We start from the raw sequence: 25,182 nt of genomic DNA on the forward strand, positions 1-25,182 counted from the left end.
ATATGGAAGCAGCCCTTAACCGTAAGCCGGACAAAGCCCCCGACGCGCTGTCCGTGCTGAACTCCGTATTCGGCCTGCCGGCCTTTCGGGGCGAGCAGGAAAAGATCGTCCGTCACGTCACGGACGGCGGCAACTGCCTGGTGCTGATGCCGACCGGCGGCGGCAAGTCGCTGTGCTATCAGCTGCCGTCATTGCTGCGCGAAGGCTGCGGCATCGTGGTGTCGCCGCTGATCGCACTGATGCGCGACCAGGTCGCCGGCCTGCTCGAAGCCGGCGTCAAGGCCGCGGTGCTGAATTCGACGCTGTCGTATGAGGAAGCCAACCAGGTCGAGCAGCGGCTATTGGCCGGCGATCTCGACGTGCTTTACGTCGCGCCCGAGCGGCTGCTGACGCCGCGCTGCCTCGGCCTGCTTGCCCGCGCCAGGATCGCGCTGTTTGCAATCGACGAGGCGCATTGCGTGTCGCAATGGGGGCACGACTTCCGTCCCGAATATATTGGTCTATCCGTCATATCAGAGCGGTTCCCCGATGTGCCGCGGATCGCCCTGACCGCCACCGCCGATGACCTCACGCGCCAGGAGATCGCCGAGCGGCTCAAGCTTACCGATGCGCCGCGCTTTGTCGCCAGTTTCGACCGACCCAATATCCGCTATGAGATCGTCGACAAGCAGAACGCACCCGCCCAGCTAAAAGCTTTCATCAGCGAGCGCCATGCCGGCGACGCCGGCATCGTCTATTGCCTGTCGCGCGCCAAGGTCGAGGATACCGCCGCGGCATTGAACAAGGCCGGCGTGCCGGCGCTGCCGTATCATGCCGGCCTCGACGCTGGTCTGCGTTCCCGCAACCAGGATCGCTTCATCAACGAAGACGGCGTCGTGATCGTCGCCACCATCGCGTTCGGCATGGGCATCGACAAGCCCGACGTGCGCTTCGTGGCGCATCTCGACCTGCCGAAGAGCATCGAGGCCTATTACCAGGAGACCGGACGTGCGGGCCGCGACGGCAAGCCCTCCAGCGCCTGGATGGCCTATGGCCTGTCCGACATCGTGCAGCAGCGCCGCATGATCGACGAATCCACCGGCTCGGACGCGTTCAAGCGCGTGTCGGTCGGCAAGCTCGATGCACTGGTCGGCCTCGCGGAGACCGCGGGCTGCCGGCGCAGCCGCCTGCTCGGCTATTTCGGCGAAGCGGTCAGCGCCGGCAATTGCGGCAATTGCGATAATTGTCTTTCACCGCCACAGCTTCTCGACGGCAAGGTGATCGCGCAGAAAATATTGTCATGCGCCTATCGCACCGGACAGCGTTTCGGCGCCATGCATCTGATCGATGTGCTGGTCGGCCGCATGACCGAGCGCGTCACGCAATTCGGCCATGACAAGATATCCGTGTTCGGCGTCGGCGCCGAACTCAACGAGAAGCAATGGCGTGCCGCGATCCGGCAAGTCGTCGCCATGGGCCACCTCCATGCCGATAGCGAAGCCTTTGGCGCGCTGAAGCTGACGGAGAGCGCGCGCGGCGTGCTGAAGGGTGAGACCGCCGTGATGCTGCGCGAGGCGCCCGCCGGCACCCGCGTTCGCGCCAGCCGGGCCAAATCAAGGCGCGGCGATCTGGCGCCACGGTCGACCGGAGAAGGAGCGCCCGCCGATGCCGGCCTGCAGGCGTCGCTGCGGGCCTGGCGCTCCGAGATCGCGCGCAAGCGCGGCGTGCCGGCCTATGTCGTGCTGCACGATTCGACGATCGACGGCATCGCCGCCTCCCGCCCCGCGACGCTCAACCAACTGCGCAACATCCCCGGCATCGGCGACAAGAAGCTCGAGCACTATGGCGACGAGCTCATCGCGCTGGTGAAGTCCGCGGAGTGCTAGGCCAGGTGATTTTAGAATCAGCAGACGTCATCCTGAGGTGCGAGCCTTGCGGTGCACTTGCACCGCTGGGCGAGCCTCTAAGGATGGGCCACGGGCGCTTCTCATCCTTCGAGGCGCGCAAGTGCGCGCACCTACGGGTGAACGCAATTGCGTTCATCCCGGGGATGACGCGATAGAGCGTGTCTCTTCAACCCAGACTTATCCCGCTCTATGCGCGCGCTGCCTTACCCATTGCGGAACGTGTAGGCGTACCCGTTGATCGCGGGCGCGCCGCCGAGATGGGCGTACAGCACCTTCGATCCCTTGGGGAAATAGCCCTTGTTCACGAGGTCGATCATGCCCTGCATGGATTTTCCCTCGTAGACCGGATCGGTGATCATGCCTTCGAGCCGCGCGCAAAGCCGGATCGCTTCCTTGGTCTCTTCCGAGGGAACGCCATAGGCGGGATAGGCGTAGTCTTCGATCAGAACGACGTCGTCCTCGACGATCTCCTTACCCAGTTCAACCAGGGAAGCCGTGTTGCGGGCGATGTCGAGCACTTGGGCCTTGGTCTGCGCAGCGGTGAACGAGGCATCGATGCCGATCACCTTGCGCGCGCGGCCGTCCTTTGCAAATCCGACCAGCATGCCGGCATGGGTCGAGCCGGTGACGGTACAGACCACGATGTAGTCGAACGCGAAGCCGAGTTCTTTTTCCTGGGCGCGGACTTCTTCAGCGAAGCCGACATAGCCGAGCCCGCCATATTTGTGCACGGACGCGCCCGCCGGAATTGCATAGGGCTTGCCGCCCTTGGCTTTCACGTCCGCAATCGCCTCTTCCCAGCTCTGGCGAATGCCGATGTCAAAACCTTCATCCACCAGCTGGACGTCGGCGCCCATCACGCGGCTGAGCAGGATGTTGCCGACGCGGTCGTAGACGGCGTCTTCATGCGGCACCCAGCTTTCCTGCACCAAGCGGCATTTCATACCGATCTTGGCCGCAACGGCGGCGACCATGCGGGTGTGATTGGATTGCACGCCGCCGATCGAGACCAGCGTATCGGCGTTGGAAGCGATCGCGTCGGGCACGATGTATTCGAGCTTGCGCAGCTTGTTGCCGCCGAAGGCGAGCCCCGAATTGCAGTCCTCGCGCTTGGCGTAGAGTTCGACCTTGCCGCCGAGATGCTGCGTCAGCCGCTCCAGCTTCTCGATATGGGTCGGCCCGAATGTCAGCGGATAGCGTTCGAATTTTTCCAGCATGCGTCATCCCCGTTGATGTCTGATCTTGCGGGAACGCCTATCATCAGACGGCGGAAAGGTGCTCTCTAAGTTGCTTCCGGATTTTGACAGATTTGTTGCCAGAATGGTCACAGATGGTAGTTTTCGTCCATCTACTACCGGTTCTATGAGAGATTCTTCCGTGGGTACCCAACTGGACCGCATCGACCTCAAGATGTTGCGTTTGCTGCAGAATAACGGACGGCTCAGCAATGCCGAGCTGGCCGAAGCGGTTGGGGTCAGCCCGGCTACCTGTCATCGCCGCACCCAGCGCCTGCTCGACGACGGATTTGTCAGCACGGTCCGCGCCATGGTGGCGCCGCGCAGGGTCGGCAAGGGCGCGCTGGTCATGGTCGGCGTCGTGCTCGACCGCTCCACGCCCGAAAGTTTTGCCTCGTTCGAGCGCGCGATTGCGAAACTGAAATTCGTCCTCGACTGCCATCTGGTGGCCGGCGATTTCGATTATTTTCTCAAGATCCGCGTCGGCGACATGGAAGATTTCAACCGCATCCATGGCGAGCAACTGATCGCACTGCCGGGCGTGCGCCAGACCCGGACCTTCTTCGTCATGAAGGAAGTCGTCGACAACGCGCCGCTGGATTTTTGAAAAGCGAGCGGGATCACTCGCTCGATTTTTTCGCGCTCGCACTCTGTTCGGTCGCCGTGCAGGAAATCAGCAGCGTGAACGCCCTTGCGTTACGCGCGATGTCGGACGTCTTCAGCTCGGCCTTTGCCTCGACGGCGGTTTGGTAGGGCACGACGCTGTTGTCCAGAAAGTCCCGCAGCGCGCCGGTCTTGATCGCGAAATTGATGTTCTCGGGGATGTTGCCGGTCGCCCTGGCAACTTTCAACGCATTGAGTTTTGCTGCAACCACTCCGGCGATCGTGCCACTGGTGTCCAGCAGCGGCCCGCCGCTGTTGCCGGGCTGAACCGCCGCGCTGATCTGCAGGAAGCGGGTATCGTTCATGATGCCGCTCAGGGAACTTACAATCCCGGTGGTGACCGTGAAATCGGAGGACAACAGGCCGTGGAAGGGATAGCCGATGGCAACGACGCTATCGCCCGAATGGATCGCCTTGCCCCGAATTGTCGCCACTTCCTTGAAGGCGCTCGGCGCCTGCAGCAGCGCGAGATCGTTGGTTTCATCGCTTGAAACGAGCCGCAGCTTGACCGGGGCCTCGCCGGTCAAATTTCCGAGGATGTCGCCAACGCAGCCATTGATCACGTGCTGATTGGTGACAACGTGCCCGGAGGCGCTGACGACGAAGCCGGTACCCGTTTGGTTGACAGACCTGCCGCCCTTCGGCGGCGCTGCGTTCGGTTGTGCCGGCCCGGCCGCGGCGACTTGCTTCGGGGCGACCGCGAACTCGCCGGCGGCAGCAACGCCGCCTTTCTTGACGGTAGCCACGCAATTGGCGAGCGCGGGCAACAATTGCGCGGTCTGATCGAGCTTGAACTGGAAAAGCTGCCCTTGCGTAAAGGCCGTCATCGTCTTGGCCTTGCGGAATTGCGCAATGAGCGCCGAGTTATCCGGCATCGGCACCTGGAGCAGTTTGCCGGAGAGCGGAACGCCATGGACATTGAACGGCGTCTGACCATCAAACGTCAGGACAATCGGAAATGCCTGTCCGTTCGCAAACGCCCACCCGTCGTGGGCAAATCCCAGACTCCATCCCGCTTTATTGTCGATCGTGACGGCAAAATAGATGCCGCTGGCGTATTGCGCCCCCGCAGCGCAATGCGTGAAAGCGCCGCTCTGGTCGTGGGTGTAGGCTCCGCCCTTCCAGTTACCGACATTGATCGTGCCATAGGGGCCGCGGGCATCCGAGGTTGAAAGCGTCGCAATCAGGCCAAACGCGGCAACAATTGCTCTGATAGCAAATTTCATTTCGATCCACTCAAATGAGCGTCCATCATAAGAGGCGTTGAAATCAAACCGCAAGCGCTGCGCGAATCTTCAGCGCCGCGTCACCGCGACCGGCGCGAAGTGCAGCCAAAGCCCACAAGTTCCTATTTTGTTCTTTCAACTCCTGCGTGTCAATCCGGAAATTGACCTGCGGGGCACAGCGCCCTATTTCGCTTCGCTCGCCTTGACGCCAGAGCTTTCAACCAGCTTTGCCACCCGCGGCAGGTCGGCGGCGAACAGGCGTGCATGCGCCTCGGGCGTCAACTCGTTCTCAGGAAATGGCAGGGTGCCGAGTTGCGTCAGCTTCTCCAGCAGCACCGGGTCAGCTAGCGCCTTGCGGAGCGCCGAGTTCAGCGCGCCGACGGTCTCCTTGGGTGTGCCCTTGGCCACGTAGAGCCCATGCCACATCGTGTAGCTGACCTCGGGCATGCCGAGTTCGGCGGTGGTCGGCACGTCTTTCAACTGTTCAAGCCGCTTTGGCGACGTAATGGCGATGCCGTGAAGCGTTCCGGCCTGAATCTGCGGCAACGCATTGGTCACCTGGTCCCACAGCAGATCGATCTGCCCCGCCAGGAGATCGCCGATCGCCGGCGCCGATCCGCGATAAGCCACGACGGTCGGCTTGAAGCCGAGCACATTGCCCATCATGACAGCGCACAAATGACTGTTGGTGCCGATACCACCATGCGCGAAGTTCGCCTTGTCGCCCTGCGCCTTGATCCAGGACACATAGTCCTTCGGTCCCGCGCCGGGGATCGACTTGCGGCCGATCAACACCATCGGCGCGTTGTTGACGAGGCCGACCGGCTCGAATGCGGTTGCCGTGTCGTAGCGCAGGTTGATGAACAGGCTGGGCGCCGCCAGCAGCGCGACGTGATTGATCAGGATGGTGGAGCCGTCAGGCGCCGATCTGGCAACACGGTCGTTGGCCAGCGTGCTGCCGCCGCCGACCACGTTCTCTATGATGATGGTCTGGCCAAGCGCGCCCGACATCCGCTCGCCGATCAGGCGTGCGACCGTATCGGTGCCGCCGCCGGCCGCATAGGGAACCACCAGCGTTATCGTCTTGGGCGACGATTGCGCCTGGGCCTGCGTCACAAGCGCAGCAAGCAAGAGGCCAAGGCCGATAAGCGCGCTGCTAAAAAGCCGGTTGATCACGACGGCGTCCTTCCCATGGTTTTTCTTGTCATGCCGCATGTTTGCGGTCGTGCACGCGTCCGCGAAATCGCACTGCATCAAAGCAGGCGGTATCGCGGGAGTTCAGATCATGCTGATTGTACGTCAGCAAATCAAATACAATGCGACGCGGGAATTCCTAGTGCGCCGCGCTCAATGTCGGGCGCTGGTAGCGAAGCCATAGGACCGCGGCGGCGGCGGCCAGCATCAGCAGCACCGAAAACCAGTTGAGCGGATGCCAGCCCCAGCGATCCTGCAGAAACCCCGCCATGAAGCTCGACGTCGCGGTGGTGCTGAAAACCAGGAGATCGTTCAGCGCCTGGGTCTTGCCACGCTCGCTCGGGCGGTAGCAGGTCGTCACGACAGTCGTGGCGCCGACGAACAGGAAATTCCAGCCGACGCCGTTGACGGTGAGCGCGATCCGGAAATTCCATTCGCTCAGCCCGGCGAGCGCGGCAGCAACGCCGGCCAGCATCAGCATGACGCCCCAGGCCATCACAGTCGTCGCGCCGTACCGGTTGATCAGATTGCCGGTGAAGAACGACGGCACGAACATGCCCAGCACATGCATGAAGATGACCCAGTGGGCTTCCGCATGCGGGAAACCGCAACCGACGATGGCCAGCGGCGACGCGCTCATGATGAAGGACATCGTGCCGAACGCCAGCATGCCGGCGATGACTGAGGCGATGAAGCGCGGCTGGCTGGCAATCACCCATAGCGGACGCGGCGGCGCTGAAGAGACGGCCGCACCCTCGGCAGTGGCCGAAGCCGAGACCGAGGGGAAGGTGATGAAGGACATGACCGCAAAGACGATCACATGCAGGCCGAGAATGGCGGCATAGGTCGCAAGATAAAGCGGCATCACCAGATCATGCGTCACGCGCACGAGGCTGGGACCGATCACCGCAGCGGCGACGCCGCCGGCCGTGACCCACGAAATCGCTTTGGCACGGTAATGGATCGGCACCAATTCCGCCGCGGCAAACCGGTACATCTGCAGGCACGCTACCGCGTAGCCGAGGACGAGGCCGCCGGCGCACATGACCATGAAGTTGGCGGTGTACAGTCCGGCGCACATGATGATGGCGCCGGCCATGCCGAACAGCGAGCCGACGCGAAAGCCGATGCTGCGGCCGACCCGCTGCATCAGGAGCGCCGCCGGGAATACCCAGATCATGACGCCGAGGTGCTGCATCGTGACCGGCAGGTTGGCGAACTCGGGATGGTGATAGAAGGTGATGACGGACAATCCCGTCGCCGCAAACATCATGGTGTTGCAGGACTGGCCGACCGCCTGGCAACACGCCAGCAGCAGGAGATTGCGACGCGCGCGCCGGTCGAGATCCTGCGCGGGATCAGCTTCCGGCTTGAGCCCTGATTGGGGGTTCAGTGCATCCATTATTGTTTTTTGCCCAACAGACCTCGGGAGGCGTCGCGCGTCGCCGGGCGCGCGAGGCCGCATGTCACCTTCTCTAGGAAAAACGGCTCTCCCTCAAGGCCCCAATGGAAGATTTTGCTGCCCAAGCCCGCATGGGAGGCATGAAAATCCCTTTGGCGTTGATGGCCTGACGAAATCGCGTAAGCTATGCGGCAGGGGAAACGAATGTCCGATGATCTGAAATTCACGGTCCAGCGCCCGCCGGCCTATGGCGAGTTGACCGATGTGCTGCCCGGATTGTTCTGGGTGCGGCTGCCGATGCCGACGATCCCCAATCACGTCAATTGCTGGCTGCTCGACAACGGTCCGGGATGGACGCTGGTCGATTGCGGGCTGAACACCGACGACAGTTTTGAGATCTGGGACAAGCTCTGGCGCGGGCTGTTGCGCGCCCGTCCGTTGCAGAACCTCACCTTCACGCACGCCCATCTCGATCATTTCGGCCTCGCTGGGTATCTGGTGAAGGAAATGAAATGCACGGTGCGCATGCCGCTCGCCGAATGGCTCAACGGCTGGAAGATGTGGCATGAGCGCGAAGAGGGTCCCGACGAGCATTTTGCCGCCTTCATGAAGCGGAACGGCGCCTCCGACGAGGACGCCGCCGGGATCATCCAGGCGCAGCGCCCATCGAATTATCTTGGCCTGCGGCCGCCGCGCGAATTCATTCGCATCCGGGACGGCGATGTGATCGCCATGGGGCAGCGTAACTGGCAGGTGATCACGGCGGGCGGACATTCGCCCGAGCATGCGATGTTCTATTGCGAAAGCGACAAGCTCCTGATCGCCGGCGACCAAATCCTGTCGCACATGGCGCCGTCGGTGATCGTGCCGTCGGCGCAGCCGGAAGCCAACCCGATGAAGGAGTATCTGGAGGCGCTGACGCGGCTCGAGGCGCTGGCGCCGGATACGCTGGTGCTGCCGTCGCACGGCCTGCCGTTTCGCGGGCTGCATGCCCGGCTCGCCCAGTTGCGCGAACATCATCAGGTGCGGCTCGACGACGTGGCATCCGTCGTCACGGGCAAGTCCACGGCATTTGCAATCGCACAGGAAGTGTTTCCGCGGGTGCTGTACGCCAATCCGCGCCAGGCTTTTGGCGAGTCGCTTGCGCATCTGAACATGCTGGCTTCGATCGGCAGATTGACGCGCGATGTCGATGCTAATGGTGCGATCAGCTTCGCACCGGCGTAACACAACGTGTCTTCCGCAACCGAACCCGAGCCTCCCAAAATATCAGCCGGCCTGCTCCACTCGAAGGGCTGGCAGATCGCGATGATCGGGCTGGGCACGGCGACGGCGCAGCTCGACACGTCGGTCAATATTGCCTTCCCTGCCATCACCCGCGGCTTCGAACTTTCGATCGGCGACATCCAGTGGGTGGTGATCTGCTACGTCTTGACCTACGCCAGCCTGCTGTTGGCGCTCGGACGCATCGGCGACACCATCGGTCACGCGGTCGTCTACCGGGCCGGCCTGATCTGCAGCGCGGTGGCTTTGCTGCTCGTCAGCTGTGCGCCCAGCTACGGCACGATGCTGGTGTTTCGCTGCCTGCAGGGGATCGGCGCGGCACTGGTGATGAGCTGCGGCGTGGCGCTGGTGACGTCGCTCTACGGCGAGGAGCGACGCAGCCGGGCGCTCGGTACTTACACGATGATGATGGCATTGGGCTGGATGCTCGGTCCCCTGCTCGGCGGCGCCTTGACGGCGATCTGGGATTGGCCGGCGGTGTTCTGGTTCCGAATTCCCATCGCGATCGCGGCACTGCTGCTGTTGCGCGGCCTGCCCACAGCGCCGCCACGCCTGACAAGCGAACGCTTTGACATTTCGAGCGGCATCGCGCTGGCGCTGGGCCTGGTGACGATGCTGATGGCGATCAACCGCGTCAGAGAGCTTTCCGCCGTCTGGCTCGCACTGCTGTCCGCTCTCGCCTTTGCAGGCTTTGCCTTCCGCCAATCCCGCGCGGCACGACCGATCATCGCGATGGAAGTTCTGAAGCTGCCGGGCTTTGCGCTGCTCAATCTCGTCAGCGTGCTGGCCAATCTCGCAGCTTTTTCGGTCTGGCTGCTGGTGCCCTATTATCTGGCGCGAATGCCCGGCTACACGCTGACAGAGGGCGGCGCCATCCTGGCCGCTGGAGCGGCCGGTGCTGCACTGGCAGCGCCGATCGGCGGCCGCCTCACCGGACGGCTATTCTCATCGGAGCGGCTGGCCATCGCAGGTGCCGCCATCATTGGCGCCGGGCTTCTGCTGCTGGGCGCATGGACGGCGCAGACCCCGACCGCGCTGCGGGTGACAGGGCTGATCGTGCAGGGTATCGGCCTCGGCCTGTTCCAGCTCGCCTATTCGGACATCGTGACGGCAACACTTCCGCTGACGGAGCGCGGCGTTGCCGGCAGCCTTGCGCTCCTCACGAGAACGCTCGGCACCGTGACCGCGGCGTCGGTTTTCTTTCTGGTGTTCGAGATTCTGCAAGCCAAGCACGGCTTCTTCGAAGCCTTCCAGCAGACGTTTCAGCTGGCAGCGGTACTGGCATTTGTCGCGGCGGGGCTGTTGATGATTGCACCGCGCAAGATCGGCAAGGCGTAGGCACGCTCAATCCGGCGACACCAGCAGCCACGCCAAATAGCCGTAATAGCCGGTCGCGCCCAGCGCGATGGCGAGCGCAAGGCCGGCGATGATATCGGTCGTGGCAGACTTCGACGCCTTCATGCGCCAATAAGACGAATGCTCCGGCGTTGGTTCCTCGGCATTACCAAGCAATCGCGGAAGAAGCGGCCCGCCGTCGCTGCTCCGCAGCTATGGCGCGGCACCCACCTTCGCATGCATTCATCGCGGGCTCGCCGCGCCGAAGCCGAAGCGAAGGCGGGTGGCGGAGGGAGAGGAACTGGCGTCGAACCTTCTCCAAATTGGCCGACGTGTTTCCAACGGCCGATGAATTATGCTGCGGCGCAACGGCCGCCAGAGCCTCCCTAGGCCGCCATTTTGGTACCCAAGGGCGCAGGACGCGCCTGTGAAGGCCGAGAACGGCCATTACCTCAAGTGGGTCTAAGTACGAAACCCATCTAGCACTTCGAACTTAAGCCACTTCTCTGGCGCTCTGCCGATGGCCCCGTCCCCTCATATGGATCGATCTCATTGTCGAGCAGCAAGGCCTAGCTGCTTGCCGACGCCGACCCTCCGGGGCCCTTCTTGCTCCAATAGGCACCTAATCCCGAGAAACGATCTACGGCGCGTCCGTAAGGACCGCGGCGACGGAAGCCACCCCGGGTATCTAGACCGAGTTCAAGGGCGACCGGGGGGCACCAAGTGGAAGCCGATCCCCGGCCCTCACCTCATCTACGGCTTCCTGACGATCGCGGCAAACGCGGTCATCGAGCCGGTCCACGCCAAGGGCATGCCGTTGATCCTGACAACGGACGAGGAGCGCGATGTCTGGCTGCGTGCGCCATGGGGACGAAGCGAAGACGCTGCAGCGGCCATTGCCGGATGACGTGCTACAGATCGTGGCGCGCGGGGCCGATAAGGAGGACAAGGCGGCCGCACAACCCAGCCACCACGTCGGGTAAATCACCGGCACATGATTTCAATGCCGCTCTCCTGAGTTCGCCATGCGCGACGGAGTTGCCTTACGCGAGCTCTCAATCTGCCTTAATACACGCTCAACTCATCAATCGCCAACGCTGCTTCAACTTGGGCTTCCCCGCAACTAGCGCGCGAGCGGAAGTAAAGTAGCACGTTACTTGTCTGTGCGTGCTGACTTCTATACCATCTACGGTAGTTGGGCAGGCGGTCCGGGGCAAAAAGTGAAAAGTGCGGGTTTGGCGCTATTAAGTGCTGTTGGTTTGTTTTTTTTAACCGAGAAGGTGTCGGCGCAGAACGCGACCTGGACTGGCGCAGTTTCTGGCGATTGGCAAACGGACGCAAACTGGAGCCCGGCCACACAGCCGACGGCAACAGCAATATTTGGAAACTCCAGCCAGACCACGCTGACTTTTTCAAATAATGATTTTTTTCACCCAGTGTCGATCGGCGCAATCCAGTTGGACGCTGGCGCTCGCGTCTATACCTTCAAGCCAAGCTATCTTTTTCTTACCGGTACAGGTGTCATAAACAATTCCAGCAACGCACCCAATTTCGCACCGGTTTCGGCGCTCGGATTTCAGAATGGCGCCACTGCAAGCAATGCCAACATTGTAACGACAGCGTCCGCGGGAACATTCAATTATGTTGAATTTCGCAATACTAGCACGGCGGACCACGCAACAATAACGCAGAGTGGCGCTACATATTTCTTTGATACTGCCACCGCTAGCAATGCAACCATCAATACCTCGGTTCTTTTCGTAGGCAACGGAGGCTTCACCTACTTTCAAGACTCAAGCACAGCGGCGAACGCCACGCTCAACAACAACAACGGTGCGCGCACTCTGTTCGTCCATTCGTCAACCGCGGCGGACGCCCATATCAACAACATCGGCGCGTTGGGCAACCCTGCCAACATCCCGACCACGACCAGCTTTGTGGACACCAGCACGGCGGGCAATGCGACGATTGCCAATACCGATGGCGGGCGCACCGAATTCTACAACACGACCACGGCAAGCACTGCGAAGATCACAAATGGCGGGCAGGACACTACTACCGGGTTTCAGGGGTCTGCCTCTTTCCAAAACAACAGCTCCGCCGGTAACGCTACGATCATCAACAATCAGTTCGGCGGCACCGGTTTTAGCGACTCCGCGACAGCCGCGAACGCTTCAATCACCAACAACAGCGGCGGCGTCACCAGCTTCCTCACGACGAGTACTGCGGGCAATGCGACGATCACCAACAATAATGGTGGCCAGACAGTTTTTGCTGACAACAGCACTGCGGGCAACGCTCGCCTGATCAATGGCGCCGGGGGCTCGATATCTTTTGTTGGGACCGGATTGCTTGGCGACAACAAGGTCACTGCTGCTTCCATAGAAGGCGCAGGGATATTTTTTCTTATGACGGCCAATCTCACTGTTGGTAGCAACAACCTGAGCACTGAGGTTAGCGGTGTCATTCAGGGTGGCGGGTCCCTAACAAAAGTCGGCTCCGGGACATTGACGTTGTCAGGCAACAACGGCCTTTCCGGCATAACCACAATTTCGAAGGGCAATGTCCAAATCGGCAATGGAGGAACGACAGGCTCTCTTGCGGGCAACGTCATATTCTCAACACCAAATCCGGGAGACCCACAGGCATCTTTGGTCTTCAACCGTTCGGATTATTCCCAGTACTCCGGCATGATCTCTGGCTCAGGTAAGGTGGTCATATCTGGAAGTGGCAGAACGGTGCTGTCTGGCAACAATACGTACTCCGGAACCACGACGGTGAACGCGGGCACGCTCGACGTCCAAGGAGGGATTAGCTCATCAAGTCTCGTCACGGTGAATGCCAATGCAGCGCTGACCGGTACCGGGACGATCGGCGACACCGTCATCGCCAACGGCGGCATTTTGGCGGCCGGCAATAGTTTCGCCGGCTCGTCCATGACAGTTACAAGCCTCGCGCTGGCTTCCGGGGCGCAATACATGGTGCGGATCAATCCAACGACGTCGTCATTCGCCAACGTAACTGGCACGGCGACGCTTGGCGGCGCCGCCGTCAATGCGACGTTTTCCAATGGTGCTTACGTCGAGAAGAAGTACACCATCCTGACGGCGAGCACCCTGAGCGGCACCTTTGGTTCGACGATTAACTCCAACCTGCCCTCTGGCTTCAAGACGGCGCTAAGCTACGACGCAACGCACGCCTACCTTGATCTCTCTCTGGTGTTCGTTCCACCGCCAGGCAGCGGTCTCTCCGGCAATCAGCAGAATGTTGGCAACGCCATCATCAATTACTTCAATCGAGATGGAAGCATTCCGCTTGTGTTCGGTGGGCTGACGCCGACCGGGTTGACGCAGATATCCGGCGAGACAGCTGCGGGTTCGCAGCACACCACGTTCAATGCAATGAACCAGTTCGTGGGCGTGATGACCGACCCGTTCATCGCCGGCCGCGGCGATCCGATTAGCGGCGGCGGCGGCCCGAATGCCTATGTGGAGGAGGAGCCCCTCGCCTATGCCGCACGCGGCAGGTCACGTTCCAAGAGCGAGCGCGACGCCTACGCGGCCATTTACACCAAGGCGCCGCCGGTGCGGACCTTCGAACAGCGCTGGAGCGTATGGGCGGCAGGTTTTGGCGGATCGCAGACCACCGATGGCAGTACCGTCGTCGGATCGAACGACACAAGAAGCAGCATCTACGGCGTGGCGGCCGGCGCCGACTATCGCCTCTCGCCGAACGCGCTGGCCGGCTTCGCGCTGGCCGGCGGCGGCACCAATTTCAGCGTCAACGGATTCGGCTCCGGCCGGTCCGACCTGTTCCAGGCCGGCGCATTTATCCGGCACAACGTTGGCGCGGCTTATTTGAGCGGCGCCCTCGCCTATGGCTGGCAGGACATCACCACCGACCGCACCGTGACGGTGGCCGGTGTCGACCGCCTCCGCGCGCAGTTCAACGCCAATGCCTGGTCCGGCCGCGTCGAAGGCGGTTACCGCTTCGTCACGAACGGATTTGGGCTGACGCCCTACGCCGCGGGGCAATTCACGACGTTCGAGTTGCCCGCCTATGCCGAGCAGGCGATCGTCGGCGCCAACACCTTCGCGCTGGCTTATGGCGCCAGGAGCGTGACCAACACCCGCAGCGAACTCGGCCTGCGCAGCGACAAATCGTTCGCGATGCAGGACGGCATCCTCACGCTGCGCGGTCGCGCCGCCTGGGCCCACGACTTCAATCCGGATCGGAGCATCGGCGCCACCTTCCAGACGCTGCCGGGCGCCAGCTTTGTCGTCAACGGCGCCCGGCAAGCCGCTGACGCCGCACTCGTGACCGGCTCGGCCGAAATGAAATGGTTGAACGGCCTCTCGCTCGCCGCCACCTTCGAAGGCGAATTTTCCAGCGTCACACGCTCCTATGCCGGCAAAGGCGTGGCCCGATATAGCTGGTAGCCCCGTTTCGCGGTACCGCCGGGTTCCATCCGAATTAGGACTTGCCCCGTCGGGCAAATCAGTGATCCAAATATCCAATGCCGCTCGGTTGCCCCCGGGCGGCATTTTTATGACCCCTCACCCTCAAAAACTGATTAGCGGCCCCGCAATCGCGTGTGCCCAAAGGAGAAGCCATGTCTGAAGATTCGGAAGTGGGAATCGTGCTCGCCAATGCTCCCCGCTTGGAAAGGGCATTCGGCCGTAAACTGGCGGCTCTCATAACCTTGGCCAGCCTGTATTTCGCGCGGCGACCATCAGGCATGGTAAGCTTACTTGCGTCGCTTCTCTTTCTCGCGGCCCTGGCTCTACAGGTCTGGTTCAAGTTTCGCGGCTAGCGTTGTTGCTATACGAGCGATTTGCTAGAATGGCTCGTTCAAACCGGACATCGGCTGATGGCCAATTCGCTTGTCGTACGCAAGGGAACGGATTTGGCGAAGCGCAACAGAGCGCTTCGAGCCGCGCAGTACATCCGAATGTCGACCGACTATCAGCGATACTCGGTCCAGAACCAGGCTGCCGCTATCGCCGTCCACGCTCAACAGAAGAACCTGACCATTGTCCGGACCTATATCGACGAAGGTCGCAGCGGCCTACGGATCAAGGGACGCGCGGGCCTCATCGAACTAATTGATGATGTTCAGTCAGGACGCGCCGACTTCGATCACATCTTGGTCTATGACGTCAGCCGGTGGGGACGCTTCCAGGACGTGGACGAAAGCGCCCATTACGAATTTCTATGCCGGCACGCTGGAATGAAGGTCGCATACTGCGCCGAGCAATTCGACAACGACGGGAGCCTCCTATCCAGTATCGTCAAAAATCTCAAGCGCGTGATGGCTGCCGAGTTCAGTCGCGAGCTTTCCACCAAGATCCACGCAGCACAGCTGCGCGGCGCTTCGTTAGGCTTCCGACAAGGTGGCCCATTGAGCTTTGGCCTGCGCCGGGAAGTGATCGACGAAAATCAAATCTCAAAAGGGTATCTCAAGCGCGGCCAACAGAAGAACCTGAAAACGGACCGTGTGGTCCTGCGTCTCGGTCTCCCAAACGAAGTCGCGGTGATCCAGCGAATATTCAATGAGTATGTCGAAGGCCGAAAGTCCGAAGAGGAGATCGCGCGACGTCTCAATCGTGAAGGCATTCCCAATCATCGGGAGCGTCCGTGGACGAGAGTGATGGTCAATTACATTCTTCGGAATGAAAATTACATCGGCAATACCGTGTACAATCGCGAGTCATCTCCGCTGGGCGGAAAAGCAACAAAGAATCCCCCCAGCCTTTGGGTTAGAAGCAAGGGTTCGATGCCGCCCGTGATTGATCGTAATGTCTTTCACCTTGCGCAAAGGCGCTTGACGCTTCGATGGCAACACCTGACGGACGACGAATTGCTATCTCGATTGAAGTCGCTGCTCGAAAAAGAAGGACGACTCAGTCAAACGATCATGAATCGCACGTTGGGCATTCCCAGCATCAGGGTTTACGACGAGCGTTTCGGCAGCATGCGCAATGCCTACCGTCGCATCGGCTACAACCTCAGATGGGATACAGACTGGATTGAACGAAAAAGTGAGTTCAAGGCGCTTTTGCACAACAACGCCGCCGATCTCGTTTGCCGTCTCGCGAGGACAGGCGCGATTGCCAAGTTTGAGCCTGGGGCAGACGTGCTCAGGATCAACAAGCGTTTCGTTTTCTCGCTTCGCCTTGCCCGCTGCTGGCGAGGGCCAGATAGAAAGGTGATCTGGACGATCAATCGCCGCACGGTCTTGCCCAAGGGCTATATCGTCGCGATCCGGCTTGATGAGGGAAACAACAAGATACTCGACTATCTTCTGCTGCCCACCAAGGCAATGACAAAGTCGAAGATTCGTTTCATGGAAGCGGGATTGCATCGATTTGACAGCTGTCGCTTTCAAACGCCCGCTCAGCTCACAAAGGCGATCCTTTATCAATTGAATGGTGTCGCTCGCGGTCCGGCTTGCCGACATTTACCAGCCTTCCCATTAGCTTAAGCTCGACCATGTATTGGAGCTCAGCAAATGTCCGACCAAGCAGTCGAAATTCTTATAACCAATGCGATCCACACGGCTTTCATCAAGTATCCCGAAGGCGACGGCGGTCCGAACCTCGACTATGAATGGATAGCGCCAGACCAAAGTGTCCATATCGCCAAGGCTATCCTTCAAGACCTGGCGGCCAACGGATATCAGATTGTCAGAAAGGGCAGCACCTCATCCGTCGGCAAATGAACGACCTGCTGTCGGGAACGGGCCCTATTGGAAAATCGGAGCATCAAATGGCGGTCTCGACGTGCGTCAATTGCAACGGGCACAGTTTTGAAGTCGTACTGTTCACGCCGATCGGCGACAGCCGGAAACTCTCGATGGTCCAATGTTCGAATTGCGGGACACCGATTGGCATGATGGACCCGGCGACGGGACCTCAGATTGAAGCGCTCAAGGCACAAGTCGCGGCGATCGATGAACGGCTCAGCCGGATTGCCCGGGCGCTGCAGGATTAGCGACGCAGCGCCATTGGCGTGATTGGATTCGCGTATGCGATGTTATGGAAGAAGCAGGCCACTGGCCCAGACAAGACCCGAGCATTGCCTGATGCCCATATCGCCCCGGTTCGCGCTGGTCCAGCCACGAAGTCAATAATTGTTGAAATCAGCAATTTGCTGCAATACTCAAAGAAATAACCGCCTCGAGTGCAGTCATGCGGTGCCTAACCTGTCAATCCGATCAACCGGACGCGGCCCCATTTTGCGGGAGCTGCGGAACTCCCTTTTTTCAACAATGTGTCGCCTGCGGTCACCGCAGTGAGCCGGCTGCCCGTTTCTGCATCGAATGCGGCGCTCGTCTGGGCCAAGCCAGCCCTAACAGTCATGACGCCCTCACCTCTATCGTGGATTCGACCAGATATCGACCGGAGAAGAAGCTCGTAACCGTCCTTTTCGCCGACATCGTCGATTCGACGAAGCTGATAGAGCACCTGGAGCCGGACGAGGCGGCAACACAGCTCAACGGTATCCTTGCCTCCATGCGTGCCGGCATCAGTCGATTTGGCGGAGCGGTCAATAAGCTGCAAGGCGATGGTCTGATGGCCATCTTTGGGGCCCCAATCCCGCAAGAAGATCATGCGATTCAAGCGTGTTGTGCCGCGATTGCGATTCGCGATTCGATCATGCAAGCCGGTCAGGTACAGGTGCGCATCGGGATGCACACGGGTGAGGCCGTTGTCCAGGAAGTCAGCAACGATCTCTCATCGCAGTACGAGGCAATGGGAATTGCCGTTCACATTGCGGCAAGGGCTGAACAGGTTGCGCGTCCGTCGGAGATCATCATTACCGATACTACGCTTCATTCCGCACGGGAGTTGCTGGAGGCTGAAGCGTTGGGCCCCCGCCTCCTCAAGGGTCTGTCTCAGTCAATAAACCTTTATTCCTTGCTAGCAATCAGACCGTTTGCAGCAAGTCAGCAATTCCTCGGCGGTCAGAGAATATCAAACTTTGTCGCTCGAGCCGACAGCTTAAGCGAGTTGCACGCCCATTTGGATAGATCGCTTTCCGGCGCCTCGAAAATAGTCGGAATCTCTGGCGATCCCGGAGTCGGCAAAAGCCGTCTCGGCTTTGAATTTGCGACCGACTGTCGCCGCGAGGGCGTCTCAGTGATAGAGGCGCGAGCGACAGCCCATGGCCAGACAACCTCGCTGCAACCGATCGTCGATCTCCTTAAATCATTTATCGGAAACATCAGAACGACCTCACCCGAAGGGACCGGCCTCGAATTGCTGACTGATCGCCTGTCTCAGTTTGGCCTGGCCGCCGAGGCAAAACATCTTGCTGAGTTTCTCGGCATCTCTAAGAGAGACGTTCGAGGCGAGCCGACGCTCGAAATCGCAACGGTCGCGCTTGTCCGCCGCGTGTGCCGAGCCATAGGCCGCGAGCAGTCAATGGTCATTCTTTTCGAGGACTTGCATTGGCTCGACGCGGCTGGTGACTCATTTCTGCTGGCCTTGATCGAGGCCTTCAGCGAGAGCCGGGTTCTGTTGCTGCTCAGCTTTCGTCCCGGATACATCCGAGACTGGATGAAATCTTCCAACTACAGTCAAATCACCCTGCAACCATTGCCGCGCGAAGCAATCAACGATATCGCCCGAGAGCTTATCGGTGCCGATCCTTCCACAGCTGAATTACGGACCCAGATCGCCGAACGATCCGCCGGAAATCCGTTCTTTGCCGAAGAAATCACGCGTGCGCTTCTAGACCGAAAAGCTCTGACTGGCGCACGCGGAAACTACAGCACTACGGAGCCCAACGCTGCCAATATGCTTCCCAATACGGTGCGAGGCCTGATCAGTTTTCGTATAGACCGCCTCGATGATCAGCAGAAGCGCTTCGTGGAAGCCGCATCCGTAGTAGGCCGGGAGTTTTCGGCAGAAGTCGCCACCGAGATAAGCGGGATAGATCGGTCGGACGCTCAGACTCAGATTGATGCCTTGCTTGCCCTCGAAATGATCTATAGCGCACCCCAGGGCGGCCTCGAACAATTGGCATTCAAGCATCCACTTGTGCAGGAAGTTGCTTACGCTTCCCTGGTTAGTGAGCGAAGGAAGTTGCTCCACAGGAGAGCAGCCAAAGCACTGAGTTCACATTTCTCAAAGGAATTGAATGAACACGCAGCGCTGATCGCACGCCACTGGGAAGAAGGCGGCGACCCAATTCAGGCCGCATCTCTCTACATGACTTCGGCGACCTGGATGGGAACGCGCGATCCCGTTCAAGCGGTGCGAACCTGGAAGCATGTTCGTGACCTGACTTCTAATTTGCCGGCGGAAGGCCCAAGCGCCTTTATGCGTATGATGGCCTGCGGCCAGATTATCAATCTCTCTTGGCGAGAAAACGCGGCACCTGAACTGCTTGAGCCCATCTATGAGGAGGCGACCAGGCTTGCAGGACAGCTGAAGGACGCCCGCGCGGGCGCGCTTGTGACGATGGCGTATGGCCGGGCGCTGCTGGCATCCGGTTCTGCCGACGACTACCTGAGTGGCGTCAAGAAGGCTCAGGAGATGTTATCCGAGACCCCCAATTCCAGCGTCGCAGCCCTGTTGCTCGCGGTTGAAAGTCACTCAACCGGCCAGGCTGGTTTCCTCAAAAGCGCTCTGCAACTCAACTCGAGAGCTCTGGAAAGGGTTTCTGATGTGGAGGTCGCCGACCAGCGAATGATCGGATTTGATGTCAAGCATTGGCTGGTGGCTTTGCGATCAAGATACCTGATGCAGACCGGCGACCACGCTGGGGCGGAATACCTCATCGACGAGTTGCTGCGCGACACCGCCAAACTGGATTTGACCCACCGGGCAGTCGCCCTTGGGGTGCGAGTAGATGCAGCAGCGCTCAATCGGGACGCTTCGCGGGCCTTCGAAGCTGCGGGCGAACTTGAGAGCATTGCCCGACAAAATTCTTCGCCCTACGTGTCCGTCTTGACGAACTATTTTAGGGGCATCGCCTTGCTGGTGGCCGGCGAAAATGAAAAAGCTCACGAAAGGCTGTCAAAGGCCCTCGAACAAGCTCACCGCGACAGGACCGGTCTTGAGCTCGAACCCTTGATGTTGGCCAACCTATCCGATTCCTTCGGAAACGATCAGGCCACGGAGGCAATCGAAATAGCCAACCGCGCCCAGGCGTTGGCGCGCCGCCGCTCCCAGCGCGTCGCTGAATTATTCGCTCTCTCCACCAAGATACGTATCCTAAACAGAGCAGCCCTTGCAGTCGAACCCGCGCTTACCGAAGAGTTCGATCGTTTGATTTCGGTAACGGGCGCTGAACGTCTTAGATTGCGGACGCTGCCCACCAGTTAGGCGCCGGAAGAAGATTAGGGGAGGTCGTCCTCATCATTGTCGTGATGGCCGCCGGGAACATCGTGCTCCTTCTTTGAAAAGACCGATACTTCATATTTGGGTGCAGTCGCCCTCTTAATGTCGACCTTCATCACCCCCGGATCTTCGTTCCAGTCGAATACCACCGTTCCATTGGGATGGTCGAGCGCGAGCTTGAGCGTCTCCATAATGACCTGTGCCGGCGAGTCGTTCGTCGGCACACCATCAATTTTCACGCGCGCACTGGCAGGAGGCATGACTTGGAGCCAAGTCAACCACCTCAACCACCTCTTGAAATTTTTTCCCGGGTAAGGGTGCGCGGAAGCCCTGAAGTCGATCTCGGACGTCAGCAGCATGGCGGCAAAGCGCAGTGTTCGCTTTCTCCAAACGTGTCGATCACTAGTATCGGCGGTGTATTGGAGGAGTTCAGGATAAACATATTTCAGATGCGTGTACTTCGCGCGCGTTGCAGGCATACCGCCATCAAACATATCATTCAGCGAGCCAAGTACGGTGGTTGCTTCCTTCCTCGTAAAGCCATTTCCCATGTGATGCCCCAAAAAATGTAAATATGAAAGGTGGGCACTATCAGGCCGGAACCGATGCGCAGTCAAGTTACGGGGCGGCCAGCGGCTGCGAGCGAATTCCGGTGACTCGATCCACTTCTTGCCGAATTTACGAAAAAGCTGCGCATCGCCTGCGCCCGTTACATGACGATATCAGGGCTAGAGGACTATCAATCTGGTGCATGCAGCACTGCCACGCTTACGGCAGGCTTCGCAAATGAGATGTTACGGAACAAGTCGGTCAGTGACCGACCCCGCCATCTCAGGATCTCGCCATGAGCAAATTCCGGGAATTCACCCGCCAACAACTCTACGACCTCGTCTGGGCAACCCCGATCGTCAAACTCGCCAAAGAGTTTGGCCTTTCTGACGTCGGCTTGCGAAAAACCTGCGTGCGCTACCAAGTGCCGACCCCGCCGCTTGGCTATTGGGCGAAACTCGATTTTGGCAAGCGGGTCAAAAAGACGCCGTCCAATCCATTCAATCATTCCCGTTTGATCGCGTGGACATTTGAATCACCAATTGCCGAACTGACCGTCTTGTCTTCGTCCTCGACCCGCTTCCTGCCGTGGATCATTGCGGCGATCAAGTTTTCACGCTGCCGGATCGACGTGAAGATAACACCCGCAATGTGGAGTCCAGCTAGGACAAGCAGAAGTTCGGAAAAGAAAACATGAATACGCTCAACCCAGGCGATGCCCCAAAACGCGTCGGTGGTGTAGAGCCAGCCGGACAGAGATACCGCAACGCCGGTGGCGAGAAGTGCGACGATCATCCAGCCGCCGAGGGGATTGTGGCCGATGTGGCGCGGCTCGCGGCCAGCGCAAAGCTGTTGCGCGTACTGGAAAACAGAGTGAGGCGTGCAAACGAAGCTCGAGAACCGGGCGCGCTCTGCTCCAATAAAGCCCCACAGAACACGCAACGCTATGAGAACAAGTAAAATGTAGCCCGCCGCGTCGTGGATGCGCCCTTCGGTAACAAGCCAGGCAACCGATACGCTTGCCACCATGCCCCAATGAACAAGCCTTACGAGTGGGTCCCAGACTTTCAGAGCGGATGCCGACAGCCGTGCCATAGCCGATCAGCGGACGCTGGTCAGCACGGGTTCGAATGTCACGGGATGAAAATATGATTCCACGCGCTGACCCTTTTCATTTATGGCGTACACCTCGTAGCAGCCACCGTCTATCTTGATCCGGCGGATTTTCCAGCCTTGGTCAATTAGCTTCTTACTCAGCGATTCCTCCGATTGCCAGCCACTCTGCGGGCCCGAATTGCATGTCGCAAGCCCGGTAGCTGCTGCTTCGTAGGAAGGTGCAAAGCTTCCGATAACCAGAGCCATCTGAAGGACACGTTTCATGCCATCTCTCCATGGGCCCCAAGAGTGGGACGCAGATTTCAAGGTAGCATGGGGGCTTGAGCAAGTTACAACTTAGTAATGTGCTGGGTGGCGCTGCAGATTCTCTGAAAAGCGGTCCTGATGCTATGTAAGGCTCGTACGCTTTGTGTGAACTGGACATTCACAGGATCCCATGACGTGAGGAACCGCACATGAGAAACAGTGCAATTGCCTTGATGGCAGGGCTAGCCATCGTTGTCGCGGCAAGCTCCGCGACCGGCCAGTCTGCTCAACCGTATTCGCCGGGCCTTGTAGAATTCATGATGAGTGTCCAAACCCATCATGTGAAGCTTTGGCTCGCCGGCAACGCACGCAACTGGGAACTCGCGGATTATCAGCTCGACGAGTTGAAGGAGTTGCTCGAGGAAATCGCAAAGCGAGTTCCAAAATATCGGGACGTCCCTGTCGGACAAATGATCGAGGCCGCCACAATGCCGCCAATCGGGAAGATTGAAGCCGCAATCAAAGCACGCGACAGCGCAAAGTTTGTGGCTGCTTTTGATCGACTCACGGAGGCCTGCAATAGCTGCCATGAAGCGGCTAACCGAGGCTTCATCGTCATCCAACGGCCGGCGACATCGTCATTTCCGAACCAATCATTTGCCCCCCGGCGAAAATAGGCCAAATGCTCCGACAGTCGCGCAAAGCGCGTGAAGGTTCCAATATGTCTAATGCGCGCACCGGATGGCGCCGCTGGCGCGATCGAAGCCGAGTGGAGTAGCATCTGCACTGACAGGAATTGTATGCGGTTCAAGGGCGGAAGGCGAGTCGTCAACCAGATTCATCAATTCTTCCCCGCAGATGATCAACCAAATGTTCGGCGCCGATAGTCAGGCAGCCATGATGTCCCCCCGGCACCTCGACCACGTCGAGTTGAGAACTGAGATGCCGCCACGCCCGGCCGTCGTGTTCGGCCGCGTAGAAAGTCACAGGGATATCAAGCGGTGCCGGAAGATACTGCGCCATTGCGGCTGAATAAGCATGCCACAACACCGGTGGAATCTCGAGTTCGGCGATGGTAATCGGCGCGCTCGTCGACGCCTTTGTATCTCGCTCCAGCCGCGCCATTCGTTCAAACGTCCAGCGCAGAAGGTAAGGCGGAACCAGGGGCTTCATCAGCCCGATGATCGCCCGCGGCGCGGGACGGGCACTGACGGTCGGCGGGTCGACCATCACAACCATTTCAACCTTGTGGCCGGCTGCCATCAGCAGGCGGGCTGTTTCAAACGCCACCATGGCGCCGTTGCATTTGCCGCCCAGGAGGAAAGGACCGCTGCTCTGCCTCTCCAGAACAAGCGGCAGGCGGTCGGCGGCCATCTCCTCGATCGACGGCGGAATCCGCTCCCCACGAAGACCATGGGGATCGATCGAAATGATCGGGTAATCGGGCCCGAAAAGCTCGACCATCCGCCGCATACCCGCGTGGCCGCTGACGAGGTCCCCGTTGAAGAAGAACAGAGGGGACCGATCGCCGCCGGCACCAAACTGGAAGAACGGCGTCGCCGGGGTGCCTGTCTGCATGGCGATTTTTGGGGCAAGTTGGCGGATCGTTTCTGCCCCGTACAGAATCGTTCCCGGTAAGCGGTGGCCGATGAGCCGCTCGATTTCGATGAGCATTTCCATCGCCAGAAGGGAGTCACCACCGCTGGTGAAAAAATCATCGTCGACCGTCACGGCCTCGGACTTCAGCAGCCTCCGCCACAGGGTCAGCAATTCAGCTTCCAGATCCAATGGCCCTTTGTTCACGGCAGGCACGGGCATCGCGCCCTGATCGCCCGACAGCCCGTCGAACGACTCGCGCAGCCGTCGCCGCTGCACTTTTCCCGTCGCCCCTTTTGGCAGTTGGTCGAGGATCAGAATGCGCCGCGGAATCTTGAACGAGGCCAAGGCGCGTTGCAGGAACTGGCGAAGCTCCGCAGGTGTCGCCTGCGCACCAGGACGGGGAACGATGGCGGCTGCGACGTCCTCGCCAAGGCGTGGATGGGGGATTGCGAAAGCAGCGGCCTCGGCTACGGCGGGATGGCGCAGTAGCGCGGATTCGACCTCAGCAGGGGCAATCTTCTCACCGCCGCGGTTGATCAGTTCGCTCAGGCGGCCGTGCAGCGACAGGAAGCCGTCCTTGTCGAGGCTGCCGATATCGCCCGTGCGAAACCAGCCCTCTTTGAAAGCAGCTTGATTGAGTTCCGGCGCATCGAAATAGCCAGATATCACGGTGGGCCCACGAACCCAGACCTCGCCTCGCTCACCGGCTGGTAAGGGATGTCCATCCTCACCAACAATGGCCACGGTATCAGGCCAGGGTTGCCCGCAAGTCCCTGGCCTGTTTGGACCAGGCGGCGGCAGGTTGGCGGCGATCTGCGCGGCTTCGCTGGAGCCATAATGTTCCAGCACCGGCACACCCAAACTGCGCTGCAGGTCGTTCTGCACCTCGTTCGGGAGTGGCGCGCCGCCCGATACGACGAACCGCAGAGTGTGCGCCGCCTGCGCATCCTCAAGGCCTTTTGCCTTGTCGAGCACGGCAGTGTGGAGCGTGGGACCCGCCGAGTACCAGGTCGGCCGCAGCGCATCGAGCCATTCATCGAGCGCCACGATGGCAAAGTTCGCCGGCACAGCAATGCTGCCGCCCGTCAGCAGTGGTGT

The 25,182-nt window shown here is 59.9% G+C and carries 19 protein-coding genes and 2 pseudogenes; 13 read left to right on the forward strand and 8 right to left on the reverse strand.

The features are described 5' to 3' along the window. The first annotated feature begins 2 nt into the window (after window positions 1–2). Window positions 3–1,865: a DNA helicase RecQ gene (recQ, locus tag JQ641_RS34185; RefSeq protein ID WP_212000898.1), complete on the forward strand. Its 1,863-nt coding sequence runs from the start codon at window positions 3–5 to the stop codon at window positions 1,863–1,865. Window positions 1,866–2,089: 224 nt separating this feature from the next. Here the strand turns inward: recQ and JQ641_RS34190 are convergent, their stop codons facing one another. Further along, complete coding sequence (locus tag JQ641_RS34190; protein WP_212000900.1) at window positions 2,090–3,103, reverse strand: 1-aminocyclopropane-1-carboxylate deaminase; 1,014 nt, start codon at window positions 3,101–3,103, stop codon at window positions 2,090–2,092. A gap of 160 nt (window positions 3,104–3,263) precedes the next feature. Between JQ641_RS34190 and JQ641_RS34195 the strand changes: the two genes are divergently transcribed. Beyond that, window positions 3,264–3,728 carry an Lrp/AsnC family transcriptional regulator gene (locus JQ641_RS34195; RefSeq protein WP_212000903.1) on the forward strand — a complete coding sequence of 155 codons (465 nt, stop codon included), beginning with the start codon at window positions 3,264–3,266 and terminating at the stop codon, window positions 3,726–3,728. A gap of 13 nt (window positions 3,729–3,741) precedes the next feature. Here JQ641_RS34195 and JQ641_RS34200 read toward each other — a convergent pair whose 3' ends face one another. The 3 genes from JQ641_RS34200 to JQ641_RS34210 all read right to left on the reverse strand — a co-directional run bounded on the left by JQ641_RS34200 (window position 3,742) and on the right by JQ641_RS34210 (window position 7,606). Next, entirely contained in the window at window positions 3,742–5,010 is a 1,269-nt protein-coding gene (locus JQ641_RS34200; RefSeq protein WP_212000905.1) for a S1C family serine protease, read from the reverse strand. A 183-nt stretch (window positions 5,011–5,193) separates the two neighbouring features. Then, window positions 5,194–6,186 carry a tripartite tricarboxylate transporter substrate-binding protein gene (locus JQ641_RS34205; protein ID WP_212000907.1) on the reverse strand — a complete coding sequence of 331 codons (993 nt, stop codon included), beginning with the start codon at window positions 6,184–6,186 and terminating at the stop codon, window positions 5,194–5,196. A 157-nt stretch (window positions 6,187–6,343) separates the two neighbouring features. Continuing rightward, entirely contained in the window at window positions 6,344–7,606 is a 1,263-nt protein-coding gene (locus JQ641_RS34210; protein WP_212000909.1) for an MFS transporter, read from the reverse strand. A gap of 204 nt (window positions 7,607–7,810) precedes the next feature. On the opposite strand from JQ641_RS34210, the gene JQ641_RS34215 reads away from it, so the two are divergent. From JQ641_RS34215 to JQ641_RS34250, 10 genes and pseudogenes are all read left to right on the forward strand, one after another. Then, a complete protein-coding gene (locus tag JQ641_RS34215) occupies window positions 7,811–8,833 on the forward strand; it encodes an MBL fold metallo-hydrolase (RefSeq protein ID WP_212000911.1) in 1,023 nt (340 codons plus the stop codon). A 6-nt stretch (window positions 8,834–8,839) separates the two neighbouring features. Continuing rightward, window positions 8,840–10,228, forward strand: coding sequence for an MFS transporter (locus JQ641_RS34220; protein WP_212000919.1), 1,389 nt, complete (start codon window positions 8,840–8,842; stop codon window positions 10,226–10,228). Window positions 10,229–10,917: 689 nt separating this feature from the next. Beyond that, window positions 10,918–11,208: pseudogene (locus JQ641_RS38270) on the forward strand (SOS response-associated peptidase); the annotation flags it as partial. Between the two features lie 237 nt (window positions 11,209–11,445). Next, a complete protein-coding gene (locus JQ641_RS34225; RefSeq protein ID WP_349628668.1) occupies window positions 11,446–14,664 on the forward strand; it encodes an autotransporter outer membrane beta-barrel domain-containing protein in 3,219 nt (1,072 codons plus the stop codon). 173 nt (window positions 14,665–14,837) lie between these two features. After that, window positions 14,838–15,038, forward strand: coding sequence for a hypothetical protein (locus JQ641_RS34230; RefSeq protein ID WP_212000921.1), 201 nt, complete (start codon window positions 14,838–14,840; stop codon window positions 15,036–15,038). Between the two features lie 57 nt (window positions 15,039–15,095). Next, complete coding sequence (locus tag JQ641_RS34235) at window positions 15,096–16,709, forward strand: recombinase family protein (RefSeq protein WP_212000923.1); 1,614 nt, start codon at window positions 15,096–15,098, stop codon at window positions 16,707–16,709. A gap of 27 nt (window positions 16,710–16,736) precedes the next feature. Beyond that, window positions 16,737–16,946 carry a hypothetical protein gene (locus tag JQ641_RS34240; RefSeq protein ID WP_212000924.1) on the forward strand — a complete coding sequence of 70 codons (210 nt, stop codon included), beginning with the start codon at window positions 16,737–16,739 and terminating at the stop codon, window positions 16,944–16,946. Continuing rightward, window positions 16,943–17,218 (forward strand): hypothetical protein, encoded by a 276-nt coding sequence (locus JQ641_RS34245; RefSeq protein WP_212000925.1) that lies wholly within the window; start codon window positions 16,943–16,945, stop codon window positions 17,216–17,218. Before JQ641_RS34240 ends, JQ641_RS34245 begins: the two co-directional genes overlap by 4 nt. Before the next feature lie 197 nt (window positions 17,219–17,415). Beyond that, window positions 17,416–17,541: pseudogene (locus JQ641_RS38935) on the forward strand (double zinc ribbon domain-containing protein); the annotation flags it as partial. A 63-nt stretch (window positions 17,542–17,604) separates the two neighbouring features. Then, the gene (locus JQ641_RS34250; protein WP_212000927.1) at window positions 17,605–20,559 is read left to right on the forward strand and encodes an ATP-binding protein; all 2,955 of its coding nucleotides are present in this window, start codon (window positions 17,605–17,607) and stop codon (window positions 20,557–20,559) included. Between the two features lie 14 nt (window positions 20,560–20,573). On the opposite strand, the gene JQ641_RS34255 is transcribed toward JQ641_RS34250, so the two are convergent. The 3 genes from JQ641_RS34255 to JQ641_RS34265 form a co-directional block, all read right to left on the reverse strand. Next, entirely contained in the window at window positions 20,574–21,125 is a 552-nt protein-coding gene (locus tag JQ641_RS34255) for a hypothetical protein (RefSeq protein WP_212000928.1), read from the reverse strand. A gap of 502 nt (window positions 21,126–21,627) precedes the next feature. Next, window positions 21,628–22,218 (reverse strand): cytochrome b/b6 domain-containing protein, encoded by a 591-nt coding sequence (locus JQ641_RS38940; protein ID WP_212000929.1) that lies wholly within the window; start codon window positions 22,216–22,218, stop codon window positions 21,628–21,630. Between the two features lie 6 nt (window positions 22,219–22,224). Continuing rightward, window positions 22,225–22,503, reverse strand: a complete 279-nt coding sequence (locus JQ641_RS34265; RefSeq protein WP_212000930.1) for a PepSY domain-containing protein — start codon at window positions 22,501–22,503, stop codon at window positions 22,225–22,227. 191 nt (window positions 22,504–22,694) lie between these two features. Between JQ641_RS34265 and JQ641_RS34270 the strand changes: the two genes are divergently transcribed. Continuing rightward, window positions 22,695–23,162, forward strand: coding sequence for a hypothetical protein (locus tag JQ641_RS34270; protein WP_212000931.1), 468 nt, complete (start codon window positions 22,695–22,697; stop codon window positions 23,160–23,162). Window positions 23,163–23,313: 151 nt separating this feature from the next. Here JQ641_RS34270 and JQ641_RS34275 read toward each other — a convergent pair. Then, window positions 23,314–25,182: non-ribosomal peptide synthetase (locus JQ641_RS34275; protein ID WP_212000932.1), on the reverse strand; the 1,869-nt coding region annotated here is incomplete at its 5' end.

This window comes from Bradyrhizobium sp. JYMT SZCCT0180 (assembly GCF_018130165.1).
Taxonomy (GTDB): domain Bacteria; phylum Pseudomonadota; class Alphaproteobacteria; order Rhizobiales; family Xanthobacteraceae; genus Bradyrhizobium.

Bases quoted from the DNA above. Each gene is read 5' to 3' on its own strand.
- recQ (WP_212000898.1), top strand. From the start codon at position 3: ATGGAAGCAGCCCTTAACCGTAAGCCGGACAAAGCCCCCGACGCGCTG.
- JQ641_RS34190 (WP_212000900.1), bottom strand. From the start codon at position 3,103: ATGCTGGAAAAATTCGAACGCTATCCGCTGACATTCGGGCCGACCCAT.
- JQ641_RS34200 (WP_212000905.1), bottom strand. From the start codon at position 5,010: ATGAAATTTGCTATCAGAGCAATTGTTGCCGCGTTTGGCCTGATTGCG.
- JQ641_RS34210 (WP_212000909.1), bottom strand. From the start codon at position 7,606: ATGGATGCACTGAACCCCCAATCAGGGCTCAAGCCGGAAGCTGATCCC.
- JQ641_RS34215 (WP_212000911.1), top strand. From the start codon at position 7,811: ATGTCCGATGATCTGAAATTCACGGTCCAGCGCCCGCCGGCCTATGGC.
- JQ641_RS34230 (WP_212000921.1), top strand. From the start codon at position 14,838: ATGTCTGAAGATTCGGAAGTGGGAATCGTGCTCGCCAATGCTCCCCGC.
- JQ641_RS34235 (WP_212000923.1), top strand. From the start codon at position 15,096: ATGGCCAATTCGCTTGTCGTACGCAAGGGAACGGATTTGGCGAAGCGC.
- JQ641_RS34240 (WP_212000924.1), top strand. From the start codon at position 16,737: ATGTCCGACCAAGCAGTCGAAATTCTTATAACCAATGCGATCCACACG.
- JQ641_RS34245 (WP_212000925.1), top strand. From the start codon at position 16,943: ATGAACGACCTGCTGTCGGGAACGGGCCCTATTGGAAAATCGGAGCAT.
- JQ641_RS34255 (WP_212000928.1), bottom strand. From the start codon at position 21,125: ATGGGAAATGGCTTTACGAGGAAGGAAGCAACCACCGTACTTGGCTCG.
- JQ641_RS38940 (WP_212000929.1), bottom strand. From the start codon at position 22,218: ATGGCACGGCTGTCGGCATCCGCTCTGAAAGTCTGGGACCCACTCGTA.
- JQ641_RS34265 (WP_212000930.1), bottom strand. From the start codon at position 22,503: ATGAAACGTGTCCTTCAGATGGCTCTGGTTATCGGAAGCTTTGCACCT.
- JQ641_RS34270 (WP_212000931.1), top strand. From the start codon at position 22,695: ATGAGAAACAGTGCAATTGCCTTGATGGCAGGGCTAGCCATCGTTGTC.